We start from the raw sequence: 12,631 nt of genomic DNA on the forward strand, positions 1-12,631 counted from the left end.
GCGGCTATTGTCCTCTCAAGTGATCGACCCAGGATCGGGCCTGAATAAACGCGGCATCCGAGTGTTGTTTGGCAACCTCGATGACTCGCTGATCTGCTCGCGGATAGGAACCCAGGAATCGGGTGCGCGGGCACATACGCCGAACGCCCATCAGCGCATCCGCCACGCGGTCGTCCTGAATATGACCGTCGACGTCCACACTGAAGAAGTAGTCACCCAGGTGACTTCCGGTGGGCCGGGATTCAATGCGGGACAGGTTCACCCCGCGAGTGGCGAACTGCTCAAGGATCTCCATGAGCGCTCCGGCACGATCCTGCCACAGCGGAATCACCACCGAGGTTTTATCCGCGCCGGTGGGTTTGGGCATGGTTGCATCGGGCCTGGCCACCAGGATGAAACGTGTGACGGCATTTTTGTTGTCACCGATGTTCTCGGCCAGCACGGTCAGTTCGGGATGCCGATCGACGACGACGGGCGAGCACACCGCAGCGTCATAGCTGACACCTTCGGAGCTGGTACCGCCGTGACCGTCCAGGAAAGCGACGGCCGAGGCCGCCGTGGATGACGCCGCGACATATTCCACGCCCGGGATATTCTGCTCAACCCACCCGCGGATCTGCGCCCAGGCGTGGCTATGGGTGGAGATGGAGTGGATCTGATCCAAGGGCAGCTCCCCCGGCGCCACCAGCGTGAACTGAATGGGGACCAGGATCTCCTGGAGGATGCGAAGCTCGGCGCCCGAAGCGACGTCGTCAAGGGTGGCCGTCACACCGCCCTCGACCGAATTCTCGATGGGAACCACCGCGGCGTCCACGGTGCCCTCGCGCACGGCCGCGAGAGCGGACGGAACGGAGGCCATGGGAATCCGCTCGGATTCTCGAGCACCCGGAACCTGCATGAGAGCGGCCTCCGTGAAGGTGCCCTCGGGCCCGAGAAAAGCAAACCGACGCGGGCGTGGCCCCGAGTCCGCAAGGGGACCCGGGGCCACGCCGGAAACTGCCGCGTTCACAGGACGCGCGGAGTTTCGCCGTTTTCGGAAACCAGGGGCTTATCGGCATCCGCCCACGCGCCCATTCCGCCCAACACGTTGACGGGGTCGAATCCGTACTGCGCGAGGTAGGCGGTGGCCTTCAACGAACGTCCGCCGGAACGGCAGATGACGTAGACATCTTCATCCACCGGAACCTCGCCGGTGCGCTCGGCCAGCTGGGACAGCGGCAGGTGCTGAGCGCCGTCAATGTGGCCGGCATCCCATTCGTCCTGCTCGCGGACGTCCAGGACGGGTGCGCCCTGGGGAATGTCCTCAACGGACGCGGACGGCAGATTGTTCACGTTGTCCATGGTTCCTCCGAACTCAGAAGCGGAAAATTGATCCGCCTCCACCTTAACGCTGGACCGGGTCCAGGGGCTCTTCTTCGTGCGACGCGAACGGGCCGAGATCAGGCAGACCGTTCTTGGCCACACTGCGCTTGGACGCGCTGAAGCCAATGGTGGTGCCCACCACGATCACCACGCCGGCGATCAGGCTGTAGTACCAGTGCGGGTTGCTGAAATCGAACATGATGTACAGCGCCACAATGATGAGGAACGCCAAGCAGATGTAGTTGGTGACCGGAGCGCCGGGCATGCGGAAATTGACGGCATGCGCTTCGCCACGGGCTACCTTGCGGCGGTAGCCGATGTGCGAGACGAAGATCGAGATCCAGCCGAACAGGATGAACACCGCGCATGCGCTCAACACGACCTCGAATGCGGAAGCAGCACCCAGTGCGTAAATCAGGATGATGCCCAACAGGTAGAAACCGAGCAGGCAGATCAGTGCACCGGAGGGCACACCGCGCTTGGACACCGTGGCCGTGACGCGGGGCGCCTGACCGTGGGCTGCGAGGTTACGAAGCAGACGCACGCACGCGTAGAGGGTTGCATTCACGCCAGAAATAGCGGCGGTCAACACCACGAAGTTCATGATGCCCGCGAGCGCCGGGATGTTCAGCGAGCCCAGTGCGGTCACGAACGGTGACTCGTTGCCCGAGTACTGCTGGGTGGGCAACAGCATGGACAGCACCAGGATGGAGCCGATGTAGAACAGTGCAATACGCAGTACCACGGAGTTGATGGCGCGGGGCATGGAGCGCTCGGGGTCCTTGGCTTCACCAGCGGAGACGCCCACGATCTCAATGGCGGAGTACGAGAAGACCACACCGGACATCACGACCACCAGGGCCAGGACGCCACTCGTTGCGAAACCCTCCGACCACAGGTTGGAAACAGAAGCCACGGTGGGGGCATTGAAGATGTCACCGGCAACCACCAGGATGATGCCCGCAATCAGGAACAACAGGATGGCCAGCACCTTGATCATGGCGGCCCAGGTCTCGATGAAGCCGTAGAGCTTCACGCTGAGCAGGTTACAGCCGACTATCACGAGTGCCGCGACCAGGGACGGGATCCAGCCCGGGATCTCCGGCCACCAGAACTGCACGTACACGGCGAGCGCCGCAATCTCGCCCACGCCGGCCACTGCGGCCAGCACCACGTGGATCCAACCGGTCATGTAAGCGAAGCGGTCGGAGACGAACTCTCGGGCGTAAGACACCCACGCGCCGGTGGTGGGCCGGTAGATCACCATTTCGCCCAGTGCTCGCATGAGCAGGTAGACGACCACGGAGACGACCAGGTAGGACAGCACCAGGGCCGGCCCGGCGGTGGCCAGACGTTGCCCGATTCCGAGGAACAGGCCCACACCGATGGCGCCGCCAATGGCGATCATCTGGATCTGGAAGTTACCGAGGGACTTCTTGTACCCCTCGTCACCCCGATCCTCGTACGTGGGCATGGGCCCTGTGGCGGGCTCTTTCGGGTCGAATGGCATGACATTCTCCTGTTCGTGGGGTGAACCACCCACCTGATGCGTCAATCAGTAATGCTCACGAGACGGACCCCCACCACGCACCGCCGGTAGTTGCTCAGTGAGGGTAGTTCTGAAATCGGCGTGCAACGAACATTTCGGTTCATTTGCCCGAGTGAGTCGAAATGCGTCATATTGCGCCCGCGAAGAGCAATAAATGGCAGACAAGTGACACGTGGCTGTTGACGAGAGGCGATGTAACGGTCCACGCTGACCACCAATCGGCCGGTGTGAGACGGTTAGTCACGATGCCGCTTCTGGTGGATTCCACCATCGATCGCACGAGTAAAGGACGGTAAGAGACTTCATGACTCTCGACGTGATCTTCACCAACGGCACCATTCACACCCAGGATCCTGAGCACCCCACGGCTCACAGTTTGGGTGTTCACCAGGGGAAGGTCGTGAGCCTGGACGACGAGCTGCCCACCGATCTCTTCGAGCGCGTGGTGGATCTCAAGGGTGCCGCCGTGGTCCCCGGGTTCAACGACGCTCACTGCCACCTGAGCTTCTTGGGCGAGTCGCTGGTTCAGCTGGACCTGCGCCCGTCCGCCATTTCCACCATGGACGACCTGATCGGCGCCGTGCGCGATGCCGCCGCAGACGCCGAGCCCGGCGAATGGATCCTGGGTCAGGGCTACGACCAGAATTATCTGGACGGCGCGCATCCCACCGCGGTAGCCCTGGACGAGGTCGCCCCGGACAATCCCGTGTGGCTGTGGCACAACTCGCGTCACATGGCCGTGGTCAACAGCAAGGCCTTCGAAATCGCCGGTTACCCCGGCCGCAAGGGCTTCGAGGTTCCGGAGGGTGGCGAGGTCCCGCTCGACGAGGACGGCGCCGCGCAGGGCCTGCTCTCGGAGACGGCCCGCGGCCTGGTCCAGGAAGTACTGCCCGCCAAGACCACCGAGGACGTTGCCGATCAGATTGCAGCCGCCTGCGACGCCGCTCTGGCCGCCGGCATCACGTCCATCACCGAACCGGGTTTGGGCTCTCCCGCGAACATCGGTCAGTCCTTCACGGATATCGCCGCCTACCAGCTGACCAAGGACCAGGGTCGGCTGCGCTTGCGCGCCACCGTGATGCCTTATCTGACCACGCTGCACCCCATCGATCCCAGCGGCAAGGACGTTGCCAATGAGTTCCCGGATGAGGATCAGCCCTTCGGTCTGGACTTGGGAATCCGCTCCGGCATGGGTGACGACTGGTTCCAGATCGGCGCCGTCAAGGTACTGTCGGACGGCTCTCTGATCGGCCGTTCCGCGTTCATGACCGAGGGCTACGCCGCTGATGCAGAAGAGGGCGTGGAGAACGTCGGCTTCCTGCAGTTCCCACAGGAATGGTTGGAACGCCGCCTGATCGCGGCGCACAAGAACGGCTGGCAGCTTGCCGTGCACGCCATCGGCGACGGCGCCGTGGACGTGGTGCTGGACATCATCGAGAAGGCACAGCAAGAATTCCCCCGCGAGGACGCCCGCCACCGTATCGAGCACTTCGGTGTCGCCAGCGACGAGCAAGTGGCCCGTTCGGCGGCTCTCGGAGTGGTTCCCGTGCCCCAGGGGCGGTTCGTGAACGAGCTCGGCGACGGTATGGCCAAGGCGCTGGGCGAGAAGCGCACCCGCCTGTGCTACCGCATGAAGTCCCTCATCGACGCGGGCATGGTGGCCCCCGCCTCCACGGACGCACCCGTGGTGGAGTACCCGCCGCTGTACAACATTCACGACATGGTCAACCGCCGCACGGCATCCGGCGCCCAGTTCGTTCCGGAAGAATGCATCACCGTGGACCAGGCCGTGAACGCCTACACCGTGGGCAGCGCGTACGCGTCCCACCAGGACGACTTCAAGGGCACCTTGAGCGCGGGCAAACTTGCGGACTTCGTGGTGCTCTCCGATGACATTTATGACATCGACCCGCAGACCATCAAGGACGTGCAGGTCACGGCCACGATTGTGGGTGGGGAAATTATGCACGGAAACCTGTAACCACCCGACAAATCATTCAGCGCGTCACCATTTATTGAAGTTAACGACCATTCTTCCGGCTCCCGGCGAGTCCGGTGCCTAACCAGGAGGTACTAATGACCAAACAGTCAGCCGGCCATCTCATTGTCGAGTCGCTCAAGCGCCACGGCGTGGAACGCGTGTTCTCCGTGCCCGGTGAGAGCTACCTGGACGTACTCGATGGCCTCTACAACTCGGGTATCGAGAACGTGGTGTGCCGCCAGGAGGGCGGCGCCCTGTACATGGCGGAGGCAGTGGGCAAGGCCACCGGTGAGCCCGGTGTCGCCATGGTGACCCGCGGTCCCGGTGCATCCAACGCATTCGTTGGTGTCCACCTCGCATGGCAGGACTCCACTCCCCTGGTGCTATTCGTGGGCCTGATCCCGTTCGAGCACCGCATGAAGGAAGCCTTCCAGGAGTTCGACCCGTACGCGTGGTTCGGCACCCAGACCAAGCGCGTGTTCGTCCTCGACGAGGCCGAGCGCGCGTCCGAGGTCGTGGCCGAGGCATTCTTTGCCGCTACTTCCGGCCGCCCCGGTCCCGTGGTGGTCGGTCTCCCCGAGGACGTCATCACCGAAATGGTGGACCGCCCCGTGGTGCCGCGCATCCCCGTGACCGAGGGTTCCGTGAGCAACGAGGAGATCAACGACCTCAAGGCGGCCTTCGCCAAGGCCGAGCGTCCGGCAATGCTGCTCGGCGGTCCCCGCTGGACCGCGGAGGCCTCCAAGCAGGTCACCGCATTCGCCGAGAAGAACGGCATTCCGGTCATTACCGATTGGCGCGCCGCTGACCGTATCCCCGGCAACTCTTCCGTCAACGCGGGCGAGGTGGGTTATGGTCGCACCGAGGAGTCCTTGGCTGTCCTCAAGGACGCCGATCTGCTGCTCCTCGTGGGCGGCACCCTCTCCGACGTTCCGACGGAGAGCTTCACCGTTCGCCAGAACCCCGATGACGTCAACTGGATCGTCAACATCGACGCTTCCTTGCGCCAGCACTCGGGCGCGGTGACTCGTCAGATCCTGGCTTCCCCGGTGGCCTTCGGTCAGGCCGTGGCAGATCTGGACCTGGGCGAGCACCCGGACTGGACGTCGTGGCGCGAACCCGCCGTGGAAGCGCACCGCAAGGTCTCGCAGATCCCGGACAACACCGGCACCAACGCGGAGGGCACCGCTGACATGACCCTGGTCATGGAAGAGGTCCTCAAGCACATGCCGGAGGACACCCAGATCACGTTCGGTTCCGGTAACCACACCGCGTGGGGTCACCGCTACTTCCCGAACTCCTTCTACCCGTCCCAGTTCTCGGTGCGTAACGGCACCATGGGCTATTCGGTTCCCGCCGCCGTAGCGCTGTCGTTGGAGGACAAGGATCGCTTTGTCTTCTCGATCGCCGGCGACGGTGAGTTCCTCATGAACAGCCAGGAACTGGCCACGGCAAAGCAGTTCGGGGCGCACCCGCTGATCCTGGTCATGGACAACTCCCAGTTCGGCACCATCCGTTCCCACCAGGAAGCCCACTACCCGGGCCGCATCTCCGGAACGCAGCTGGCGAACCCGGACTTCGGCGTGCTGGGCGAGGGGTACGGCGGGTACGGAGCCCGCTTGGACAACAACGACGACATTGAGCGCGTCATCTCCGAGGCCATGAAGGCCACGCAGGAGGATCGCATCCCCGCCGTGGTGCACGTGGTGGTCGACCGCTCCAAGGTCATGCCGGGCATGTAATAACAGCCCGCTCGGTGTGTGGTGGCGGAATTTCCGCCGCCACACACCGTTTTCAGTCGGCACTAGCCGAGCATCGAATTATTTCAAGGAGGTATTGGCATGAGCCAAGAATTTACTATTGAGGACTGCGCCGCCGGAGTACGGAACGCCAAGCCCTCCGAGGTCCGTAAGGTTTTCGCAATGTCCGCCAAGCCGGGCATGATTTCCTTCGCGTCGGGTATGCCGGAGCTCAGCTCCCTGCCCATGGATTCGCTGGCGGACATCACTGAGGACCTGATGCGCAACCGCGGCATGGAGGTCATGCAGTACGGCGCTTCCACCGGCACGGATCACCTCAAGGCCCAGATCATCGAACTCATGAAGCTCGAGGGCATCGAGAACGCCAAGCCAGAGGACATCATTGTCACCACCGGTTCGCAGTGCGGTCTGGACATCCTGACCCGCGTGCTGATCGATCCGGAAGACGTGATCCTGGCGGAAGCACCGTCCTATTCGGGTGCCATGGCCGTGTTCACCGGCGCCCAGGCCAACGTGGTGCACGTTGGCGCTGACCACGAGGGCCTGATTCCCGAGGAACTCGAGAAGACCGTGGAGGAGCTCAAGGCGCAGGGTCGCCGCATCAAGTTCCTGTACACGATCCCGAGCTTCCAGAACCCGGGCGGCACCATGATGCCGCAGGAGCGCCGTGACCGCGTGCGCGAGATCTGCGACGCCAACCACATCCTGATCGCCGAGGACAACCCCTACGGTCTGCTGGGCTTCGAGGGCCAGGTGGGCCGCGCCATGCGCGCCGACGACGACAACGTGGTTTACCTGGGATCCTTCTCCAAGATGTTTGCCCCCGGTTTGCGCGTGGGTTGGACGCTGGCGCCCAGCTCGCTGTCCAAGATCCTTGGCCTGCAGGCAGAGGCCGCCGTGCTGAACCCCTCCGTGTTCGGCCAGGAATTGGTCGCCGAGTACCTGGAGAAGACCGACTGGCAGGCTGTGCTGAACCAGTACCGCGAGCTGTACGGTAAGCGCGCCCAGGCACTGATGGACGTCTTCGACGAGTTCATGCCCGAGGGCGTGACCTGGACCCGCCCCGAGGGCGGTTTCTACTCGTGGATCACCCTGCCCGAGTCCGTGGACTCCTACGAGCTGTGCATGACCTGCATCGACCGCGGTGTGGTGTTCGTACCGGGCACCGCGTTCTACACGGACGGCCGTGGCACGCACGAGGCCCGCGTCTCGTTCTGCCACCCCACCGAGGAGGACATCCGCAAGGGTGCAGAGATCTTCGCCACCGCACTGAAGGAAGCCATCAGCGGCTGATTTCCCTCGCGTAGCGCTCATGACGACGGCGCCGCACCCCGGAAACGGGGCGCGGCGTCGTCGTATTTCTGTTAGCAAATCCCCAGGTCACTGACTTCTGTAATGTCCACAAGAACCCCTAGGCCAGGCGAGGCACGGGTATTGCAACCGCAGGCGTTCAACAATGTTCGGACTGTTCCACAATGCAAAGATCCACTCCATGAATCCGGCCGCCGGCTGGACTCCGCAAAACGCCTGGCACGCCTCGGACACTCCCCACCCGGACGCCATTTTGACCTCCCATGACCGCATCGTGGCGGTGGGTGATTATCAGGAACTCAAGGATCTGGCCCCGCTGGGCACCGAGCACACCGACATGGAAAACCGTTCGGTGCTGCCCGGGCTGGGCGATGCGCACATTCACTCCGCCATCTACGCACGCTCCCTGTTCGAGCCGGGCATGCGCAATTGCCGGTCCTTGGAAGAGGCCTTGGACGTGCTGAAGCCGTACGTGGCGAAAGCTCGCGAGGATGAGAGCATCACGTGGATCTTCGGTGGGCAGTGGAACGTCAATATTTGGGACAAGCCCGTGGTGCCGGATCGCAAGGCGCTGGATTCTGTCAGCCCGGACATCCCCGTGGCGCTGGGGTCCATGGACTGGCACACCCTGTGGCTCAATTCCAAGGCTCTCGAAGAACTCGGCCTGGACCGCGACGTGCCTAACCCAAACGGCGGAACGTACGTTCGTGACGAGCACGGTGAACTGACCGGTATTCTGCGCGAGGCCGCAGCCATCCCGGTACGCGACGGTCTCATGCAGTCGGACGTCTCGGGCCATATCGACGACATGCTCCCGCACGGGCAGCGTGAACTGCTCAAGCGCGGCATCACTTCGATCCACGACATCGACGGGGCAGACTGTCTGTACGCGTACCAGAAGATCCGCGAGCGCGGTGAGCTGGACATCCGAATCCACAAGGTGCTCCGGCAGGAACAGATCCTGGACTTCATCAGCCGCGGCATTCGCACGGGATCCGGCGACGAGTGGATTTCCATTGGCCCGCTCAAACTCTTCACGGACGGCGCCCTGGGTTCCCACACCGCACACATGTCGGAGCCGTGGGTGACCAGGCCGTCACCGATGTCTTGGACTCGTTCGAGGCCAACCGAACGATCGCCCAGGTCTTCGGGCTGCGCCAGCGCGTGGAGCACGCTCAGTACATCAAACGCGATGACATCCTGAGGTTCCAGCGATTAGGGGTGACCGCTTCCATGCAGCCCCTGCACTGCCCCGAGGAGATCCCCATGAACGACTTTGTGGAGGGCCGGGATATGGTGGCCTACGGGTGGAACAGTCTGCGTGCTGCGGGAACCCCCATGGCTTTCGGCTCGGACGGGCCGGTGGTGGACCCCAACCCGTTCTTCGGGATTCACGCCGCTGTATGTCGTTCGGAACCGGAGAAGCCCGCCAATCGCTGGCAACCGGAGGAGAGCATCGGTCTACCGGAGGCACTTTGTTACTACACCCACGCGGTAGCCCGCGCCTCCTATGAGGAGAACCTCAAGGGGTGCCTGGCACCGGGCATGCTCGCGGACTTCATCGCGGTGGACCGAGATGTGTTTGCGGAAGACGCCCAAGCGGTCAAGGACACCGTGGTCGAAGCCACCGTGGTGGGTGCGCAGATCCGTTATCAGCGTGAACGGTAAAGGGGACAAGGAGCCTGCGCCAGTCCACCGGTTGCTTCGATAGGATCGGAGGTCAGCCCTTGTCCACCCCGCACCGGTTCGCATCGAGGAGTCCCACGGATGTTTCGCCTGTTCCATAACGCCAAAGTCCACGCCATGAACCCGGCCACGGGGTGGACTCCGCAGGCCACCTGGCACTCCCACGACATGCCTCACCCGGATGCCATCCTCACCTCGGACGACCGCATCGTGGCCGTGGGCGACTATCGGAGGCTCAAGGACATGGCTCCGTTGGGTACGAAGCGCACGAGCCTCGAGGGTAAGTACGTGTTGCCGGGCATGGGTGACGGACACATTCATTCGGCCATTTACTCACGCTCCATCACGGAACCCGATATGCGTTTCTGCGGCTCGTTGCAGGAGGCCCTGGACCTGCTGAAGCCGTTCGTGGAGAAGGCGCGGCAGGATGAGTCCCAGACCTGGATCTTCGGCGGACAGTGGAACGCCAACGGCTGGGACGTTCCGGTGTTCCCGGACAAGCACAGCCTGGATAGCATCTGCCCGGACATCCCCATGGCCCTGGGTTCCCTGGACTGGCACACGCTGTGGCTCAACTCCAAGGCGCTGGAGACTCTGGGTTTGGACCGCAACGTCAAGGACCCGGACGGCGGCACCTACGAGCGGGACGAGCACGGTGAGCTCACCGGCATCATCCGGGAAGCGGCGGGCATCCCCATCCGCGATGGCCTGATGCAGTCGGATGTCTCCGGCAACATCGACGATTACCTGCCCGTGGGCCAGCGAGAACTGCTCAAGCGCGGTATCACCTCCATCCACGACATCGACGGCGCGGACTGCCTCTTTGCCTATCAGAAACTGCGGGAACGCGGTGAGCTGGATATCCGCGTGCACAAGGTGCTGCGGCAGGAACAGATTCTCGATTTCATCAGTCGCGGTATTCGCACCGCATCGGGCGATGAGTGGATTTCAATGGGTCCGCTCAAGCTCTTCGCGGACGGCGCTCTGGGCTCCCACACTTGCCACATGTCAGATCCGTGGCCGGGCACCCAGGACCATGGGATGGCCGTGACTACTCGGGACGAATTGGATCATTGGATCCACCTGGCGGCGAGCGCCGGCATTGCCACCGCGGTTCACGCCATCGGTGACCAGGCCGCGACCGAGGTGCTCGACGCGTTCGAGACTCATCAGGCCATTTCACGGGTCTTCGGCCTGCGCCAGCGCATCGAGCACGCGCAGTACATCAAACGCAGCGACATCGCCCGATTCCGTCAACTGGGTGTCACGGCCTCTATGCAGCCCATGCACTGCACGGCTGACATCCCCATGAACGATTTCCTGGAGGATCGCGACCTGATCGCGTACGGCTGGAACAGCCTGCGGGCGGCAGGTGCGGAACTCGTCTTCGGTTCGGATGCACCCGTGGAGGATCCCAATCCGTTCCAGGGCATTCACGCGGCCATCACGCGGACTCGTGACGGGGATGCCGTGGACGGTTGGCAGCCACAGGAAATCCTTCCCCGTGCGGAGGCCGTGTACTACTACACCCACGCCGTGGCGCGCGCCTCCTACGAGGAGAACCTCAAGGGGTGCCTGGCACCGGGCATGCTCGCGGACTTCGTGGTCGTGGACCGGGACGTCTTCGCGGAGGACGATCGCGCGATCAAGGACACCGTGGTCGAGTCCACCGTGGTGGGGGCTCAGATCCGCTACCAGCGCGAGGACTGAACCACTTCCGGTTGTTCTCGAACGCCCCACCTCGACGCCGCCCCGGCACCTTGGTAGGTGCCGGGGCGGCGTCGTTGGCGAACCCGTCGTGGAGACGGGACAGGCCGCAGAAGGTTAGCTCAGGTGCAGCTCGGGCGAAACGAACTTCTTACCCACGTGACCCTCCGTGCCCAGGACCCATCCCATGCGCTTGATGGGCCGCAGGGACACCACCGTCTCCTGGGTCTCGATGCCGGACACCGCGGACTGGATGGCCCGTTCGGCCTCGAGGATCTCCCCCACCGAGCCCAACCACATGACGACCATCAGGTTCGCACGCCCGGTGATGGACGTGACCACGCGGGTACGAGGGTCGTGCGAGAGCGCTTCCGCCGCCGTTTCGTGCAGATTCGCGTCCAGGCGCGTGAACCACTGCGCCGTGATGGGCGATGCGGAGACCCGCTGGATCAAATCGCACCGGATGGACAACATCCCAGAAGCGAGCACCTTGTGCAGATACCGGCGGGCGGTGGCCGGGTGCAGGCCGGTGGTGCGAGCGATTTCCGCCGCGCTAGCGCGACCGTCGAGCATGAGCGCTTCGATCACGGGACGCTGATCCTCGCCCAGCGGCGTGCTGCTCACGGGCAGAGACTCCTGCTCAGCCTTCACCCAGGCCTGCGCGGCGGCCCGCTGCTCATCGCTGAGCCTGTCCAGACGCCACTTGTCACCGGCACGGTGGAGCTTGGTGGAGATCATGTTGTGGATCTTCACGATGCCCTGAACGCGGGAGATTTTCTCCTCGATGATGCGCGAGAGCGACTGCAGATCCCGACTGACCACGGTGAGACCGAGGTCCGGTTCTCGGCCGAAAGCCTCAACCGAAAGCACCTCCGGCATGGCCACGAGCTCTTTGACCACGTGGTCCCACTGCTGGGCGTCGCAGGAGATCTCCTGGAAGGACAACAGATTGCGGGGATCGTTGAGATTGACCTGGGCCGTGATCCAGGCTGCGCCGGAGCTGCGCAGTTTCTCCCAGCGTCCGGCCAGGGTGGTGGGGTGTGCGTCCAGAATCTCGGCGGCTTCACCCCAGGTGATTCTGGGTGCCCACTGCAGCAGGCTGATGAGCTCCAAGTCCTGGTCGGACAGCTCAGTCTTGGACTGGCCGTTGCTTGCCATGGATCTCCCTTAGATGTGTGTGGTGGCCGATACATGATTGTACAAAGTCAGGGTGATGACCCTGGGTCTGTGGTTTCAGACGCTGGGGCAATAATTTGAAACAAAATCGCGACATGT

General features: G+C 63.4%; 8 protein-coding genes and 1 pseudogene. 5 read left to right on the forward strand and 4 right to left on the reverse strand.

Features of this window, described 5'->3' with window-relative positions; genetic code table 11:
* Positions 1–4: 4 nt before the first annotated feature.
* The 3 genes from pheA to RF638_RS01685 are packed head-to-tail and all read right to left on the reverse strand — an operon-like array spanning position 5 to position 2,872.
* Positions 5–1,009, reverse strand: coding sequence for a prephenate dehydratase (pheA, locus tag RF638_RS01675; RefSeq protein WP_368841277.1), 1,005 nt, complete (start codon positions 1,007–1,009; stop codon positions 5–7).
* Complete coding sequence (locus tag RF638_RS01680) at positions 1,006–1,341, reverse strand: rhodanese-like domain-containing protein (RefSeq protein ID WP_031272826.1); 336 nt, start codon at positions 1,339–1,341, stop codon at positions 1,006–1,008. Before RF638_RS01680 ends, pheA begins: the two co-directional genes overlap by 4 nt.
* A gap of 43 nt (positions 1,342–1,384) precedes the next feature.
* Positions 1,385–2,872: an amino acid permease gene (locus RF638_RS01685; RefSeq protein WP_368841278.1), complete on the reverse strand. Its 1,488-nt coding sequence runs from the start codon at positions 2,870–2,872 to the stop codon at positions 1,385–1,387.
* 343 nt (positions 2,873–3,215) lie between these two features.
* Between RF638_RS01685 and RF638_RS01690 the strand changes: the two genes are divergently transcribed.
* The 5 genes and pseudogenes from RF638_RS01690 (at position 3,216) to RF638_RS01710 (ending at position 11,359) form a co-directional block, all read left to right on the forward strand.
* Positions 3,216–4,892: an amidohydrolase gene (locus tag RF638_RS01690; RefSeq protein WP_315278873.1), complete on the forward strand. Its 1,677-nt coding sequence runs from the start codon at positions 3,216–3,218 to the stop codon at positions 4,890–4,892.
* A 95-nt stretch (positions 4,893–4,987) separates the two neighbouring features.
* The gene (locus RF638_RS01695; protein ID WP_095797683.1) at positions 4,988–6,634 is read left to right on the forward strand and encodes a thiamine pyrophosphate-binding protein; all 1,647 of its coding nucleotides are present in this window, start codon (positions 4,988–4,990) and stop codon (positions 6,632–6,634) included.
* 99 nt (positions 6,635–6,733) lie between these two features.
* Entirely contained in the window at positions 6,734–7,945 is a 1,212-nt protein-coding gene (locus tag RF638_RS01700; RefSeq protein ID WP_129700716.1) for a PLP-dependent aminotransferase family protein, read from the forward strand.
* A gap of 355 nt (positions 7,946–8,300) precedes the next feature.
* Positions 8,301–9,631, forward strand: a pseudogene (locus RF638_RS01705) (amidohydrolase).
* A gap of 99 nt (positions 9,632–9,730) precedes the next feature.
* On the forward strand, positions 9,731–11,359 hold the full coding sequence (locus tag RF638_RS01710; RefSeq protein WP_368841279.1) for an amidohydrolase: 1,629 nt from the start codon (positions 9,731–9,733) through the stop codon (positions 11,357–11,359).
* A gap of 114 nt (positions 11,360–11,473) precedes the next feature.
* On the opposite strand, the gene RF638_RS01715 is transcribed toward RF638_RS01710, so the two are convergent.
* On the reverse strand, positions 11,474–12,514 hold the full coding sequence (locus RF638_RS01715) for an Lrp/AsnC family transcriptional regulator (RefSeq protein WP_016996809.1): 1,041 nt from the start codon (positions 12,512–12,514) through the stop codon (positions 11,474–11,476).
* Positions 12,515–12,631: the final 117 nt, after the last annotated feature.

It is taken from the genome of Kocuria sp. CPCC 205235 (assembly GCF_040980905.1).
Taxonomy (GTDB): Bacteria; Actinomycetota; Actinomycetes; order Actinomycetales; family Micrococcaceae; genus Kocuria; species Kocuria carniphila.